Annotated in this window: 10 protein-coding genes; 4 read left to right on the top strand and 6 right to left on the bottom strand. The window is 47.0% G+C overall.

What is annotated here, in order from left to right:
* Positions 1-74 precede the first annotated feature (74 nt).
* Positions 75-233 carry a hypothetical protein gene (locus AC5I6P_RS07345; RefSeq protein WP_495693101.1) on the bottom strand — a complete coding sequence of 53 codons (159 nt, stop codon included), beginning with the start codon at positions 231-233 and terminating at the stop codon, positions 75-77.
* Positions 234-344: 111 nt separating this feature from the next.
* Here AC5I6P_RS07345 and AC5I6P_RS07340 point away from each other — a divergent pair, with 111 nt between their 5' ends.
* Entirely contained in the window at positions 345-3,248 is a 2,904-nt protein-coding gene (locus tag AC5I6P_RS07340; RefSeq protein WP_495693100.1) for a hybrid sensor histidine kinase/response regulator, read from the top strand.
* 138 nt (positions 3,249-3,386) lie between these two features.
* Here the strand turns inward: AC5I6P_RS07340 and AC5I6P_RS07335 are convergent, their stop codons facing one another.
* Positions 3,387-7,370 (bottom strand): magnesium chelatase subunit H, encoded by a 3,984-nt coding sequence (locus AC5I6P_RS07335; protein WP_495693099.1) that lies wholly within the window; start codon positions 7,368-7,370, stop codon positions 3,387-3,389.
* A 419-nt stretch (positions 7,371-7,789) separates the two neighbouring features.
* Positions 7,790-8,179: a hypothetical protein gene (locus AC5I6P_RS07330; protein ID WP_495693098.1), complete on the bottom strand. Its 390-nt coding sequence runs from the start codon at positions 8,177-8,179 to the stop codon at positions 7,790-7,792.
* A 427-nt stretch (positions 8,180-8,606) separates the two neighbouring features.
* Between AC5I6P_RS07330 and AC5I6P_RS07325 the strand changes: the two genes are divergently transcribed.
* Entirely contained in the window at positions 8,607-10,562 is a 1,956-nt protein-coding gene (locus AC5I6P_RS07325) for a chloride channel protein (RefSeq protein ID WP_495693097.1), read from the top strand.
* Positions 10,563-10,718: 156 nt separating this feature from the next.
* Here the strand turns inward: AC5I6P_RS07325 and AC5I6P_RS07320 are convergent, their stop codons facing one another.
* Positions 10,719-11,114, bottom strand: coding sequence for an AbrB family transcriptional regulator (locus AC5I6P_RS07320; RefSeq protein ID WP_495693096.1), 396 nt, complete (start codon positions 11,112-11,114; stop codon positions 10,719-10,721).
* A 999-nt stretch (positions 11,115-12,113) separates the two neighbouring features.
* Between AC5I6P_RS07320 and AC5I6P_RS07315 the strand changes: the two genes are divergently transcribed.
* Together AC5I6P_RS07315 and def are read left to right on the top strand one after the other, a co-directional pair.
* Entirely contained in the window at positions 12,114-13,319 is a 1,206-nt protein-coding gene (locus AC5I6P_RS07315; RefSeq protein ID WP_495693095.1) for an HhoA/HhoB/HtrA family serine endopeptidase, read from the top strand.
* An 84-nt stretch (positions 13,320-13,403) separates the two neighbouring features.
* Positions 13,404-13,940: a peptide deformylase gene (gene def, locus AC5I6P_RS07310; protein ID WP_495693094.1), complete on the top strand. Its 537-nt coding sequence runs from the start codon at positions 13,404-13,406 to the stop codon at positions 13,938-13,940.
* Here def and AC5I6P_RS07305 read toward each other — a convergent pair.
* Positions 13,929-14,300: a TSUP family transporter gene (locus tag AC5I6P_RS07305; protein WP_495693093.1), complete on the bottom strand. Its 372-nt coding sequence runs from the start codon at positions 14,298-14,300 to the stop codon at positions 13,929-13,931. The genes def and AC5I6P_RS07305 overlap by 12 nt on opposite strands.
* Positions 14,301-14,347: 47 nt before the next feature.
* A complete protein-coding gene (gene argS, locus AC5I6P_RS07300) occupies positions 14,348-16,105 on the bottom strand; it encodes an arginine--tRNA ligase (protein ID WP_495693092.1) in 1,758 nt (585 codons plus the stop codon).
* Positions 16,106-16,326: the final 221 nt, after the last annotated feature.

The following is a 16,326-nucleotide window of genomic DNA, read 5'->3' as shown; positions in this document are numbered from 1 at the left end:
CAGTGGAGTAAATTTAGTTGTTTCACTCCATTTTTTCTGCTTGTGTGACTCGAATCCAGCCTTTCATCTTGGTTCTAAGCCCGTTGCGTTGTCACCCCCTGAACCCTTACGGGTCTAATTCCCCGCCCTGCGTTTGGCAAACACAGCGTCCGAAGGGTGCTGTTGAGCGAAATCGAGCCGCGAAGCGTGCGAGTGGAGCGAAGTGATACACCGTCCGCTTGCGGCGGTGACATTCACTCAACGATGCAAGGGATAAGGAATGCCGCAGATCCTGTTACTAAACATTACAGAATAAGCGCTTATCTTTTGGGCAACAAACAACTAAAGTGGCTTCGCTCTAGACTATGAATAGGACTCTCTTCAATCCTGTGGTTGAACTGACACTCACCATGACTCAATACAAGCCAACGGATACTGTACCTCAAGTTATGAAAGAAGCTTTGCACCTTAAAGCTAGTGTCAATTCTGGACGAACGAGTCAGCAGATTAGGGCGGAAATTGAGGCAACCTTTGGTTTTGTGCCTCCCTTCTTTGACCCCGCAGAGTCCACACCGCAGGTGCTAGAGAACCTATGGCAACAGACTCTCACTGCCTATGTTGACAATCCGTTGCCAGCTTTGTTTAAGGAGAAGCTGTCTGCTTATCTCTCGCGCTTCTGTGCCGTTCCTTACTGCATGATTTGCCATAGCTGCACGCTACGCCCCCTTGGGTTGACAGCACAAGCGGTACTGGAGTTGCTAGAATCTTCTCCTCCACTAGAGCAAGACATAGAGAAGCACTTTGCAGAGCTTGCCGAACAGCCGAGCCTGCCCGATAATTGGTCAGCATTAAGCTCAGCCCTTGAAGATAGTCTTCTCTACTGTGCTATCTTTATCGCCTTAGAACGTGAGCAATCAGAACATTATCGTCATGAGCTACGCCGTCTCTTAGGCGTCGTGAACTATCAACATTTAACTACATTTATCGCTTACGTCAAAACCTGTCATGTTTGGGTAGAAGCTCATTCCGAAGTGGCGTATGAAGCAGATCAGCGGGTCATCGATAATTTTCAAGCATTGATAGACGACGAACCTGCTTTAGCTGACTTTTTCCGCGATTACCGTAGCAGAGTTAGACGCGAATCTCAAAGTCGCGTCGTACAGCTCGCGGAGCTTGCCGAACGCAATCGTCACGAGCAGGTGCTGCATCAGCAAATGGCGCAAGAGCGACTTGTGATGGAGATTTCTCAGCGCATCCGGCGATCGCTCGATCTAGAAGAAATTCTCAGTACTACGGTTGCTGAAGTCAGACAGTTTCTGGAAGCCGATCGCGTGTTCATCTACCGCTTTGAACCCGATTGGAGCGGCATCATCGCGGTAGAATCCGTCATTTCTGAATCTTTGTCGATCGAGGGAACCAAAATCAAGGACACCTTTTTTGTCCAACCTGCGACGCGCGAACTGTATCGCCAGGGTCGGATTCAAGCAATTTCCGACATCGATACCGAAAACCTATCCGACTGTCACCGGGATTTACTAGCTCGCCTCCAGGTAAGAGCAAATTTAGTTGTCCCGATTGTGCAAGGCGATCAGCTATGGGGCTTGCTTGTTGCCAACCACTGCTTAGAATCTAGGCAATGGCAAACTTTAGAGCTTAATTTGCTTCAGCACCTAGCGACGCAGTTAGCGATCGCCATTCAACAATCTGAACTCTATCACCAAGTCCAAACTGAACTGAGCGAACGCCAGCGTTCGGAAGAGAAAATTCGCGAACAAGCCGTCCTCCTCGACGTGACAACCGATGCCATTTTGGTTCTCGACCTAAATGGCCAAATCTTGTTTTGGAATAAAAGCGCCGAACACCTATACGGTTGGTCAACCGCTGAAGCGCTAGCGATGAGTGCGCGGGCTCTGTTAGGGCAGACCCTTCCTCCTCAACTTGAGGAAATTCAGAAAACGGTGGTCGAAACGGGTAGATGGCAGGGAGAGTTGCCTCAATTGACGAAAGATGGCAAAGAGATTTTGGTTGAAAGCCGTTGGACAGCCGTGCTGGAAGAGGGACAACTCAAATCAATTCTGGTTGTGAATACAGACATTACCCAGAAGAAACAACTTGAACGGCAGTTTCTTCACGCCCAGCGCCTTGAAAGCTTGGGCACTTTGGCGGGCGGCATTGCCCATGACTTGAACAATATCTTGACGCCAATTCTCGCGATCTCTCAACTGCTACAGCTAAAATTGGGCGACATAGATGAGTCTACGCAACGGTTTCTGAAGATGCAGGAAACAAACGCTAGACGAGGAGCGGCATTGATCAATCAAGTCTTGTCGTTTGCACGTGGAGCCGAAGGCAAGCGGATCAAACTTCAAGTTCAACATCTGCTTCAAGAGATCAAGCAGATTATTGAGGGAACCTTTCCAAAATCGATCGATCTCCAGACCAACATCGAACCTAATCTTTGGATTACCTCAGCTGATGCAACTCAATTGCATCAAGTCCTAATGAATCTTTGCGTCAATGCTCGGGACGCTATGCCCGATGGCGGCACGCTGAGTATTTCTGCCAAAAACCTTGTTCTAGATGAAACCTATGCTCAGATGAATCTTGATGCCCAAGCGGGTGCTTATATTGTCATTTCTGTTGCAGATACAGGAATCGGAATGCCTCCTGAAACCTTGCAGAGAATCTTCGAGCCATTCTTCACGACGAAGGAAGTGGGTAAAGGAACAGGATTAGGGCTTTCAACGGTGATTGGCATTATCAAAAATCATGGAGGATTTGTGAATGCCTACAGTGAAGTGGGTCAAGGAACGGAGTTTAAGGTATATTTGCCAGCCATCCAAGGCTCAGAACTGAAACAAGTAGAAACCTCCGAATTACCGCTAGGAGCTGGGGAGTTGGTTCTGGTTGTCGATGATGAAGCGACGATTCGTGAAATTACGAAAACATCGTTAGAGACATATAACTACAGTGTGTTAGTCGCTAATGATGGAATCGACGCGATCGCAATGTACGCAGAACATAAGGATAACGTTGGCGTTGTATTAATGGACATGATGATGCCCAACATGGCAGGTCCCGCCGCAATCAGCATTTTGAAACGGATGAACCCGTCGGTGAAGATTGTCGCTGTGAGCGGGCTGGCCTCGAGTGACAAAGTAAGGGCAGCGATGGAAGCCGGAGTGAGCGCATTTTTGTCTAAACCCTACACCGCCCAAGAATTATTAAAAACGCTCAACATCGTACTGAATTTAGAAACAGCGCCTTAAGAGTGTTTCAGTTTCATCTATTTTCTTGGTGCGATCGCACGACACTCGAGAGGAATTATCTTAGTAAATTCAATAAACGTAGGGGGCATGATTACTGAATCATGCCCCCTACGTTTTTGGGTCTATCGCAATCTAAACTTACTCAACACCCTCAATTCGATCTTCCACTTCTTGATATAACTCGCGGAGTTTATCAAGATTCTCTTCGCTCGTCTCCCAATAGCCACGCCCATTCGCTTCTAGCAAGGTCGTCACCATCTTACGGAACGAGTTCGGATTGAGATCTAACAGACGCTTTTGCATTTCTTCATCTTTGACAAAGGTTTCATTCGCGTCTTCATAGATCCAGTTATCCACTGCGCCTGCCGTTGCCGACCAGCCCATTGTGTTGACCAATCGCTTCGAGAGTTCCCGAACGCCTTCGTATCCGTGAGACAACATGCCCTCATACCACTTGGGGTTCAAGAGCTTGGTTCGCGCGTCGAGTCGCACCGTTTCAGACAATGTGCGAATTTGAGCGTTTGCTGTTGTCGTGTCTGCCATAAACGAGGCTGGAGTTTTACCGTCATCTCGCAAACTCGCGACGATTTTAGTCGGATCGGAGTCGTAGTAGTGAGAGACATCGGTGAGCGAGATTTCAGATGAATCCAAATTTTGGAAGGTGACATCTGCGGTCTTCAAGCTTTCGCGGAAGAGCGTCTCGTTTTGCTCCATCATCCCCGGATTATCAGACGAGAATGCGAACCCCTTGCGCGAGAGATACATGTTTTGCAGTTCCTCTTCGTTTTCCCAAGTGCCGTTCTCTACCGCCAAATTAACATTCGACGAGTAAGACCCGGATGCGTTGGAAAAAACGCGAGTTGCTGCTTGGCGCAGATTGATTCCCAGTTCATCGGCTTGCTTCATTGCGTGTTTGCGAACGAAGTTCATCTCTAAAGGCTCATCTGCTTCCGCCGCCATTTTCACAGCGCGATCGAGCAGGGCCATTTGGTTGATAAACAAGTCACGAAACACACCAGAGCAGTTGACCACCACATCAATCCGCGGACGCCCTAACTCTTCGAGCGGAATCAGCTCGAGTTTGTTGATGCGTCCTAGCGAATCGGGTAGAGGTTTGACACCGACCATCCACAAAATTTGGGCGAGAGATTCGCCGTAAGTCTTGATATTGTCGGTTCCCCAAAGCACGCACGCGATCGTTTCCGGGTACGCGCCGCCGTTTTCGGCACACTGACGCGCAATCAAGCGATCGACCACGATTTTGGCAGATTTGACTGCCGCCGCCGTTGGGATAGACTGCGGATCAAGCGCATGAATGTTCTTACCAGTCGGCAACACATCCGGGTTCCGAATCGGATCGCCGCCAGGACCTGGTATTGTGTACTGCCCATCTAGCGCCATCAGCAACGCGCCGAGTTCGTTATCGGCAACGACTTGCTTGAGACAGAATTGCAAGAATTCGATCAAGGGCTTGAGGAGTTCTTCATCTACTGCCTTGAAGCCGGACGCGTGAAGGGATTCAACCCAAGGCGCTTTTTTACCACCCAAGTTAAACAAGCTGGTCAGCATCGACATTTTCGATACGCGACCTTCTTCGTCTACTTGAGATTGCACCATCGCCGCGACGGCAGCACGAGTGGCTTGAGTCACATCATTGAGAAGCTGAACGTCTGCGAGAACGCCAAGATCACTATTCTGGAAAATTTCGTCAATGTCGCGACCAATGCTATTGGCAATGATGCGCGGCAAACTGACAATGTTCTCTTCAGCGCGATCGAGACTGGCGATGTTGACGAGGGTTGCGATCGCTTCTTCCGCTGTCGGTGGTTTGCCAATCACATGCAATCCGCATGGCAATAGCCGCGATTCGATCTCCATCAATTTGATGTAAACCTTACCTACGATCGTATCGCGTTCTTCCGACGTCAAATCTTTCGAGTCTTCTGGAAACTCAATGTCTTTGTCCAGATTACAAATTCGCGCCTTATCCATGATCGTGTCTACGATCTGCACGCCGCGACCCGAATCTTTTAGTGTTTGATAGGAGCCGACCAGTTCACTGAGTTCCTTCAACCCTTTGTAAAGTCCAGCGTTTTCTGCTGGAGGAGTCAGGTAACTAATGGTTTCTGCGTAAGAGCGACGCTTTGCGATCGTGGCTTCAGATGGATTGTTCGCCGCGTAGTAATACAGGTTGGGAATCGTACCGATCAAGCTGTCGGGAAAGCAGTCATCTGACATGCCGATCTGCTTACCTGGCATGAACTCCAGCGATCCATGCGTGCCAAAGTGCAGAACAGCGTCCGCTTTCCAGACCTTTTCTAGGTAGGTGTAGTAAGCGGCGAACCCGTGGTGAGGACTCGCCGATCGCGAGAACAACAAGCGCATCGGATCGCCTTCGTAGCCAAATGTTGGCTGCACGCCAATAAACACGTTACCGAATGCTTTTCCGTAGACTAAAAGATTTTGACCGTCGGTGTTGAGATGTCCTGGAGCCGGACCCCAAGATGGAATCAGCTTTTCGTGATAAGGCGTCAGTTCTTCGTACTCTGGAACCGACATTCGATAAGCAATGTTGAGTTCAGGACTGTTGTACTGAGCGCGGGCATCGTGAAGCACTTCTAGCATTAGCGCTTCTGCTGTTTCTGGCAAATCCTCTACGTCATAGCCGTTTTGCTTGAGTCCTTCCATCACTTTGTAGATGGAACCGAACACATCGAGATAAGCCGCCGTTCCAACGTTGCCTTTATCAGGTGGAAAGCTGAAAACGGTAATGGCGACTCGCTTATGAAGTTTGGGCTTGTGTCGGAGATTTGCCCATTTCAAGGCCCGTTGCGCGATCGCTTCGATTCGATCTTGCAGCGCGACCGCTCTGCCTGTTGCTCCGTCCCGCCCAGACACGATGATCGGCTCAATCGCCCCGTCCAACTCTGGCAACGCAATCTGTAGCGCTACTTGAATGGGGTGCAATCCCAGTTCGCTGTCTTGCCATTCCTCGGTTGTTTGAAACACTAACGGCAACGCCACCATATACGGACGGTTGAGCCGTTTTAGCGATTCAATCGCTTTCGGGTGATCTTGACGCGCTGGACCTCCAACTAGGGCAAACCCAGTCAGAGAAACGACGACATCTACGATCGCGGAGTCGGTTGAAATCGGGTCATAGAAAAACGCATCAACAGGCTTCGAGAAATCCAAGCCGCCTGCAAATACAGGAATGACTCGCGCTCCCATCGCTTCGATTTCTTGCACCATCGCCACATAGTGGGCATCATCCCCAGTCACTAAGTGCGTTCGTTGCAAGACGAGTCCTACCGTTGGCGCTAACGGATCTTTTAAGTCTGCTGAAATATCTTTTCTAGAATTAAACCAATTGAGATATTCCTTCAAATCTTCAAACATACAGGGTGCAAGCGGATGCCAAATGCCTAAATCCGGATAAGTAACCGGATCTTGGTAAGTCTCACTCGCACCAACCTGCCCTTTGTAAACATACTTATCTGCCAGCATCAGCAGAAAGTTCTCTAGGTTTTCGGAGTTGCCGCCGAGCCAATATTGGAAGCTCAGCATAAAGTTGCGAGCGTCCTGCGCTTTATCCATGGGCAGATACTTCAGCACCTTGGGCAGCGTGTTGAGCAGCTTCAGCATCGCGTCTTGAAAACTCGACCCCGATTGCTCTTTGCGCTTCTTCATGAATTGCGCGATCGCACTCTTCGACTGACCCAACTGAGCCATCGAAAAGCTGCCCATCTTGTTGAGGCGCATCACTTGCGGCATCGATGGAAACACCACCGCAACATCTAGGTTGTCGCGATGAGGCTCGACCGCCGCAACTAATTTCTCTGCCAAATCTTCTAAAAAGATCAGCGAGGCGATGAAAATGTTTGCTTCAGCCACATCGCGCTGGAAGTCTTCGTAGTTCTTAGCATCTCGAAGTTCTTCGATTAGATATCCGCTAATTTCAACCGCGATATGAGGGTGCTTTTCGTTAATCGATCGAACGGCGGCGGACAAAGCGCTTTGATACTGCGGCTCTAGCACGACATAGACCACCTTGAGTAAGGATCGTGCCCCTAGATTGTCAGGTGCAATGTGTCTTATGGTGGGCTTGACGTGGGTGAACATGCGGGTCAGACTCCTTTGAGGCGTGTTCTCTTCTTAAAACTGAGCATCTTTAGGCACTGAGGACTTGCCAAGATGCCCTCCTCCGAGCTTAGAAAGCCGCTTCCAGAGGAGGAAGATCGCAAGCATCGTAGGCTGGAAGGAGCTTAATAAATTTTTGTTAAGCTCTTTTTCGTACTCCACGATTCTTGAAATGAAGTTAGGCTACAACTGTGTTTTTACCAGAAAACGCATACTAGATGAGCATTTCAGCGAATAACTGACACAATTTGATAAAAAACCTGAGATATTTGTTTAACTTTCGTTACAAATACCTGAGCAGATACTTCATTCTGCTCTTAATTTTTTGTTTCAAAAAGCTTCAGGAGGCTCTAGAAGTTCTCGATTCTTACAAAATTGCGTCTTTACGCCAATCGCAAAGCTTATTCTGAAACTTCACTGACTTTGACAATCTGCTCAATTAAGCTCTGAATCGAAAGATTGCGTCCACCTGCCTCACTCAAAACCGACACTGTAAACCCCAATATCAGCAAACTTGTCAAAATTCCAATAAACCGGGAATGCCTAGAAACGCCAGAATCTCTCAAAATTCTTGCCAAGGGACGGCTTTGGCGACGCAGCTTTTTCTCATTTACCAACCGTTTCTTAGCAAACGGATCCCGAACATAATGTCCACTGACACTAACGACAAAGCGCGATCGACAATGAGGACAGGTCAATAATCCTCGCATCAGCTTGACTGACTGGACACCGCTCATGCGATGGCAAATCGGACAAGGAACAGAATAGTGGTCAAAGCTGTAAACATTCATCGGGCACGGAAGGGGAGGAAATTTGTATAAGTAATTATTTGATCGACTGCAGCAGGTTCACGATTCAACCGCAAATTCCTGATCCAATGTAACTGAGAGCGTTCGATGTAATTAGAGGCAACACGCTTTAATACGACCAGTTTACCCAAGTTTTCTCGAATCTTCTTCAGATCTTTGGCGGAGCTTTAAACACTTCAACATTAAGGAATTTGAAACAGATTTAATCTAGATGACGTTCTGTATCCTTGAGTTTTCGTTCCTCACTAGGTTCCCATTAAATCTTCTACTATTAAGATTTATGAGGCTTCATCTCACTCAAGCCATAGAGCGGTTTAGAAGAAATTTTCTTGTCTTAGAGATGGAAGATCCATCACAATGAGAGACAGCAACAAAATTTAATTTTATTAAAATTTTCCGTTTAAAAGAAATGCCATCTGCCCCTCCGCACGTTCTACTATCTGAGCAGCAAATTCCGTCTGAGTCCAGACCAAACCGTTTTCTTAGCCGTCTACAGCCCCCTCCTGAAACAATTGTTTTGATGCTGGCAGTTCTGATTGGGGGCGGAGCTGGGCTAGGCGTTGTTGCATTTCGATACCTAATTGAGATCATTCATCGTTTAATGTTGGAAGACCTAATGGGACACATTGGGCGATTAGGCGCGTGGACACTAGCCTGTGTGCCTATTTTGGGTGGCGCGATCGTGAGTGTAATGCGATGGAAAATTAAAGACTTTGGAGCAGGTATTTCGGGATTAATTAGCGCTGTCCAGTCGGGAAAAGAACTGTCGCCGACCCGAGCGATCGGGAAAGCGATTGCCGCTTCTGTTTCGCTCGGTTCTGGCGCGTCGCTTGGACCCGAAGGACCAAGTGTTGAAATTGGCGCTCACGTCGGCATGTTCTTAGGTCAACTCTTGAAGGTATCTCAAGACCGCCTGCGTTTGCTATTGGGAGCTGGGGCCGCAGCCGGGTTGGCGGCTGGATTCAATGCCCCGATCGCAGGCGTGTTTTTTGCCTTAGAAGTCGTTTTGGGTACAACGTTTGAAACCTCGGCGGCGAGTGTGGTCGTTCTAGCAGCAGTAGTCGCCGCTTGGATCAGCCAGATTGGACTGGGAGGACAACCCGCGTTCGATTTGCCTGCTTATGAAGTGCGGAGCCCGTTGGAGTTGCCGTTGTATTTGGGTCTAGGGCTATTTGCGTGTATTGTATCGATCGCTTATACCAAGTTTTTGAAGGGGACTCAGACAGCATTTCAAGGGCAAGTTTCAGGGTTTGGATGGTTGACTGAAATTCCGCGAGAAATTCACCCCATCTTGGGCGGACTTTGTGTTGGGATAGTAGCACTACACTTGCCGCAAGTGTTAGGCATTGGCTACGACACTATCGAAGCGATGTTGCGGAATGCAGAGTTTTCACTTGGGCTACTGCTGACGCTGCTGGTCGTCAAACTGTTGGTCACGGGAATTAGCTTAGGCAGTGGCTTAGTGGGCGGGGTGTTTGCGCCTGCCATGTACTTAGGTGCGACGCTCGGTACAGCTTACGGGAAGGTTTTGCCGTTTGTGTTTCCTATGTTTGCTTCTAGCATCGCCGATTCCCCAGCTTATGCAATGGTTGGCATGGCCGCCGTGTTGGCTGCGAGTGTAAATGCCCCGTTAACCGCCGTTCTACTGCTATTTGAAATGACTCGTGACTACCGCATTGTTTTACCCCTAATGGCAGCAGTTGGGTTAAGTGTGTGGTTAGCAGAATGGTTGAATCGACCAGTTGCACCGTCTACGCTTAAACCCGTCGAAGCAAATCCAGAAGTTGATTCTCTGGATTTGCGGTTTGCTAACCAAAATCAAGAAATTCTCAAAAATCTGTCGGTTGCAGAAGCAATGCAGTCTAATTTTTTGCGATTATCGGCTGATTTGTTGTTACCAGAAGCAGGACTCGCGTTGATCCAATATCAACGTCATAGTGCACTAGTTGTGAATCAAGACGACCAGCTAATCGGCATCATTACTTTGCAAGACATCAATCGCGCGATCGCGCGCTGGGAAAAAAATCATCATGCGGACGGCATCAACTACTTGCCAATGACTCAGAACGTCAATGATGTATGCACAACTGACATTCTATATGCTTATAAAGAAGAGCCATTAGTCGAAGCTCTTGATCGGATGACAACTCGTGGCTTGCATCAATTGCCGGTAATTGATAGTGAAGAAACCCACCAAATTATTGGCTTGCTGGAACAAGAAGGAATTACGCTCGCCTGCAATCTAGCGCTCACAAGAGAATCTTTAATTCCGTATTTAACAATTTCATCGCATGCTCAGCAAGCCAAAGCGCCGATAGAAGCAGCTATTGTTCCGTCCCATTTTTCGTTAGAGACCTCAGTTTGAGCCGAAAACGTCATAGAGGATGTTATCGCTTTCGACTCGTCCAAATTCCGGTAAACATCATCAAGAATCCACCGAGAAAGATAGCGATCGCTGCGCCGGCAGGGATCGCTGTTGTCCAGTCGATATTTTCCATAAAACGTATTTACCCAGTTAAGTTTATAAAACTGCTTCCTCGTCTTGGCGATCGATTTGACGCAGATGAATATGCTTGCGACCGAGAGAAATCTCGAACTCATCCCCTGGCGTAAGCTCCATCTGTTTAGTATAAGCAGCACCAATCAAAAGATTACCATTGGACTGCACGCTAATTCGGTAACTAGCGCTGCGACCCCCACGCCCATTGGTTCCCTGTTTACCATCTAATTCAATTCCTTCTGCATCAATCAATGCATTGAGAAATTTCATCATATTGACTCGTTCAACACCGTTTTTGGTCACAGTGTAATAGCCGCATTCCCTTGCTTTTTCCTCTTTGTTGAGATCGTCTAGTTCCTTAACTTTCTTGAGCAAAGCTTCGCCCAGGAGCGGCTCAATTTTCTTCTTCTTAGTCATCAACTTGCGTCTGAACTGATGGATGTTGACTCTATTTTACTGGATTTCGCTAACTTAGTTGGACGAAAAACATCGTGTCGAATATTAGCGTTTGAGCGCATATTACCCGAAGATATGTTTTTATTCTCCCAAAGTTGCTATTAATTTAGTCCAATATGAAGGGGATAGTAAACCCCTAGAATAGAGTACTCCATAAAGAATGATTTGAGATCAACCAAATTTTAATTAGTTTTGATCAATAAACATGGTTGTTTAGAAACGGCAAATGGATTGAAAGAACTGTGCTCTTCTAGAAGTAGCTCGATGATTTTGCAAAAATACAAGCCTAAACAATCGTTAAATTAGTAAGCCTTTCGTTTTTCTCAGAGATAATCTTGATTGAAGTAAGATTGTCTAGCTTTAGCGATCCTTCCAAGTTTGATAGGGCCAAATTGGTAGAGCCAATCACAAACAACCTGCGTGGTACATTAACTATAGAGATAAAAAACTACAAAGATAAAAACGAGCGAGCCAACTGTGTGTAGCGTCGCCTCAGCTTTGTTAAATCGGCATCATCTCAATCAGCCGATCAAAAAGGCTTAACGTCACCACGTACGATCAACTCGCTCTTACCATTCATTCACCTGTAACCATCACCGTATCAAGCCTACTTGTCAAAGGTATGTGTTAGACATGAATCTGAAATGACAACGAAATCGTCTAGGAAATGAAATTATTCTTTGGTTTTAGGGAGCAAACCGAGCCGTTCCTTCGTCAAAGAATGTTAGCGTTCATGCCTGTAAGAACAGGAGAACACTAAAGTAGAATCCACACGATCGCGACCCAAATGACATATTTACTTCTTAAACTAGAAACATTCGCCTTATAGAGCAGGATGACGTGTGCATCTCCTCTCAGATGGGTCTGATTTTGGTCGGTGCTGAAGGCAGTGTAAAACGATGCTTGATTTGCATTCTTGCTTTGTATATAAGGTTTGTCAATAAGGAGAGTTATAGACCGATGCCGAATCGCAATGCTCAGCATAATCAGAACTGGAAAAAGTCTGCTGTCTATTTAATGCTGCCTTTAGTGGGAGCTAGTACAGCCCTTGCTGGAAATCGCTTGTTGTCGTCTGATGTGCTACAACCTCCGCCCGCGATCGCTCAAAGTCGAACGTCTACTATTCTGTCTGGTGCAGACGCTAATTTTATTGCAACGGCGGCTGAGCGAGTGGGCCCTGCTGTGGTGCGGATCGACTCTTCGAGGACTGTTCAATCTCGCGTTCCTGCCATTTTTAACGACCCATTTTTCCGCCAGTTCTTTGGTGGGCAGGTTCCAAATGCGCCCTCATCACGGGTTGAGCGGGGAACGGGGTCAGGCTTTATTATTAATGCAGACGGGTTGATTTTGACGAATGCTCATGTTGTCAACGGGGCCGATTCGGTGAACGTTGTTCTTAAGGATGGGCGTGAGCTTAGAGGCAAAGTTATAGGACAAGATCCATTGACTGATGTGGCCGTGGTTCGAGTTCAAGCAAGCAATTTGCCTGTTGTGACTCTGGGTAATTCAGAAGCGCTAAAGCCAGGGGAATGGGCGATCGCAATTGGCAACCCGTTAGGTTTAGACAATACGGTAACGGCGGGAATCATCAGCGCGACGGGTCGTTCGAGTGCTGAAGTTCGAGTTGCAGATAAGCGCGTCAGCTTTATTCAAACCGATGCAGCGATTAATCCGGGTAATTCGGGTGGACCGCTCCTCAATCAACGGGGTGAAGTGATTGGGATGAATACCGCTATTATTGGCGGCGCACAGGGTTTAGGCTTTGCAATTCCAATTAATACGGCTCAAAGAATTTCTCAACAGTTGATCTCTAAAGGCAGGGTTGATCATCCGTACCTTGGCATTCAAATGCGAACATTGACGCCCGCATTGAAGCAACAGATTAACAGCAGTCGCGAGGCGGGTTTTCAGGTTCAAGCCGATCGTGGGGTTGTGGTTTTCCGAGCGTTGCCCAATTCTCCCGCTGCGAGGGGAGGATTACGAACAGGGGATGTGATTCAGAAAATCAACGGTCAAACGGTGACAACAGACAGTCAAGTTCAACAAATTGTGGAAAGCAGTTCTATTGGCAACAGCCTTCAAGTTGAAGTCAATCGAGGCGGACGTGCAACGACTGTAGCGATCCAGCCTGGAGCGTTTCCAACTCAAACGGCTCAAACCGAGTAGGCGGCGGCTAGTAGTTCATGCAGTAGGGCGTCTCAATTGAGACGCCCTACACTGTTTATAGAAACCATAATTAGGAGCAACTCGATGGCAGACACTTTAGATATTATTGAACTCGGGCATCCGATTCTTAGACAAACAGCGCAAGCGATCGCGAGTATTCAAGACGATCAAATTCAAGCACTCATCGACCAGTTACTTGCCACAGTTAAACAATCCAACGGCGTTGGCATTGCTGCCCCTCAAGTCGCTCAGTCTTTTCAACTGATGATTGTGGCATCGCGCCCGAATCCCCGTTATCCAAATGCACCGGAAATGGAGCCAACGCCGATGATCAATCCTCAAATTTTGTCTCACTCGACAGAAACGGTGAAAGGATGGGAGGGCTGCCTCAGCATTCCAGGAATTCGTGGACTAGTTCCCCGATATCAAGCCATCGAAATTGAGTACTGCGATCGCAATGGCAATCTTCAAAAAATGCAGTTAACCGATTTTGTTGCCCGCATTTTTCAACACGAATATGACCACTTTAATGGCATTGTCTTTCTCGATCGCGTTGAAAGTACCAAAGATTTGATCACTGAGAATGAGTATCAGAAATTATTTAACCGATCAGCGAACTAAGAGATAACGCAATCCAATTCCTAGCAGAAACAATCCATAGAGTTTTTTGATCAGGTCACTACTGATGTAGGGTTGATTAGCAAACAATGCACCAAACAAATTACCAACGACTAAACCAAGGGCAATCACAAATGCATGTTTGATATTGAGATTTCCACTCCGGTAGTAAACGCCAGCAGCAAGGATACCAATGGGTAGAATTTGCGCGGCGATTGAGGTTCCAGTTGCAAACTTTTGATCCATTCCCAATAGCAAAACCATTGCCGGAACCATAATCGCTCCGCCTCCAATTCCAAACACTCCTCCCGCGATCCCGGCGGCTAGACCAATTGCTAAAAGCTGAATAAGAACGATAGACATTATTCTCAGAGCCTTTTTTATAGGACTACTGGGATAATATCGCATCCCTACATCCGCTCTAGTACTCCGATTCCAAGTAATGACAATCCAAGTTTCAAGGTACGGGCTGTTAAGTCACAGAGAACTAATCGCGATGTTCGGACTGACGTCTCTGCTTGTAGAACGGGACAGCGATCGTAGAATTGATTGAATTTCTGACTTAGTTCAAACAAGTACTGACACAAGCGATTCGGCATCAAATCTTGGCTGACTTGATCAATCATTTCATCAAGTTGCAGCAAATGTCTTGCTAAAGCAAATTCGGTTTCTTCCTGTAGCAAAATCTTGAGATCGGAGCCTAAATTGTCAAAATCAATTTGACCTTTACGACTGATTCCTTGAATTCGAACGTAAGCGTAGAGCATGTAAGGTGCAGTGTTGCCCTGCAACGCCAACATCTTGTCAAAACTAAAAATGTAATTGCTGGTTCGGTTTTGGCTCAAGTCAGCATATTTAACCGCACTGATACCCACGATTTGAGAAGTATGAGCAATAAACTCCTCTGATTCGTGACGGTCTTCTTCTTTCAAACGAGTTTCTAAATCGGCGCGCGATCGCACGATCGCTTCATCCAATAAATCTCGCAGTCGAACCGTGTCACCCGAACGGGTTTTCAGCCTTTTGCCATCTTCGCCCTGCACCAGACCAAACGGAATGTGAATAATTTCTACCCCTTCAGGAATCCATCCCGCCCGACGTGCCACTTGAAAAACTTGTGCAAAGTGATTTGCCTGTCCTGCATCGGTGACATAGATCATTCGTTTAGCCTGATCGGTTTGAATCCGATACCGAATCGCAGCTAAATCTGTTGTTGCATAGTTGTAGCCACCATCCGACTTTTGCACGATTAGCGGTAACGGTTCTCCTTCTCGGTTAGTAAAGCCTTCGAGAAAAACGCACTTTGCACCTTGATCTTCGACAAGCAATCCTGTTTGCTCCAGATCGTCTATCACTTGCTGCAAAAGCGGATTGTAAAACGACTCTCCCCGTTCAGTTAAACAAATATCTAGCAAATCATAGATAACTTGAAACTCGCGCCGCGACTGATCGCAAAGTAATTGCCATGTGCGATGACTTTCTGGATTCCCAGACTGCAACTTTACAACTTCCTGTCGCGACTTCTCTTGAAATTCTGGGTCTTCATCAAACCGTTGTTTTGCTTTTTTATAGAATGCAACTAAATCACCCAAATCTAATGCGTCAGCCGTAGTTAATGCTTCAGGACACACTTCCTGCAAATAGGTGATCAGCATCCCAAATTGAGTGCCCCAATCTCCAACATGATTTAGTCGTAGAACGTCTTGACCTTGAAATTCTAAAACTCGCGCGATCGCATCGCCAATAATTGTCGATCGCAAATGCCCTACGTGCATCTCTTTGGCAATGTTAGGGCTAGAGAAATCTACAATAACGCGCTTTGGGTTTTTAGCCGCTTCTACTCCCAAACGGCTGCTACCTTGCATTGCCGCTAACTGCGATTGCAAGTACTCTGTTTTCAGCTTGATATTAATGAAACCCGGACCTGCAATTTCAAGCGGCTCACAGATGTCTGAGAGATCAAGCTTTTGGATTAGGTCTTGTGCGATCGCTCTTGGTGCTTTGCCCAATCTTTTTGCCAGCGACATCGACACATTGGATTGATAGTCGCCAAATTGGGGATTGCTCGTTGGCACTAACACCGGATCAACTCCCGCTAGATCATTGCCAAAGGCGGCAATTAACGCTTGCTCAAAACAGTTCTTCAAATATGCGATCGTCGCGTTCATAATTGTTCAGCCTGAAATTGGCGAGAGTCTCTTTTAGGGTAATGACTCAGTTTATCTACAAATGAAGTTCAACACTGCATCTAACTTCTGAGCTAACTGACGCTCAGAAACAATTGATCGTGGTCGGGACAAAATTTGATTCTTATAGTGTCGAGCAGGATCACATTCGCTAGGTTGTGTTGATAATTGTGTGAAGTTGGGCTGAATAAGCTAAAACGCGA

It is taken from the genome of Myxacorys sp., assembly GCF_059501405.1.
Note: the sequence above shows the minus strand (reverse complement) of the source record. Positions and strands in the feature narration are given on the sequence as shown.

Coding starts and splice junctions, on each gene's coding strand:
- AC5I6P_RS07345 (WP_495693101.1), bottom strand. CDS start 233: ATGTCACCGCCGCAAGCGGACGGTGTATCACTTCGCTCCACTCGCACG.
- AC5I6P_RS07340 (WP_495693100.1), top strand. CDS start 345: ATGAATAGGACTCTCTTCAATCCTGTGGTTGAACTGACACTCACCATG.
- AC5I6P_RS07335 (WP_495693099.1), bottom strand. CDS start 7,370: ATGTTCACCCACGTCAAGCCCACCATAAGACACATTGCACCTGACAAT.
- AC5I6P_RS07330 (WP_495693098.1), bottom strand. CDS start 8,179: ATGAATGTTTACAGCTTTGACCACTATTCTGTTCCTTGTCCGATTTGC.
- AC5I6P_RS07325 (WP_495693097.1), top strand. CDS start 8,607: ATGCCATCTGCCCCTCCGCACGTTCTACTATCTGAGCAGCAAATTCCG.
- AC5I6P_RS07320 (WP_495693096.1), bottom strand. CDS start 11,114: ATGACTAAGAAGAAGAAAATTGAGCCGCTCCTGGGCGAAGCTTTGCTC.
- AC5I6P_RS07315 (WP_495693095.1), top strand. CDS start 12,114: ATGCCGAATCGCAATGCTCAGCATAATCAGAACTGGAAAAAGTCTGCT.
- def (WP_495693094.1), top strand. CDS start 13,404: ATGGCAGACACTTTAGATATTATTGAACTCGGGCATCCGATTCTTAGA.
- AC5I6P_RS07305 (WP_495693093.1), bottom strand. CDS start 14,300: ATGTCTATCGTTCTTATTCAGCTTTTAGCAATTGGTCTAGCCGCCGGG.
- argS (WP_495693092.1), bottom strand. CDS start 16,105: ATGAACGCGACGATCGCATATTTGAAGAACTGTTTTGAGCAAGCGTTA.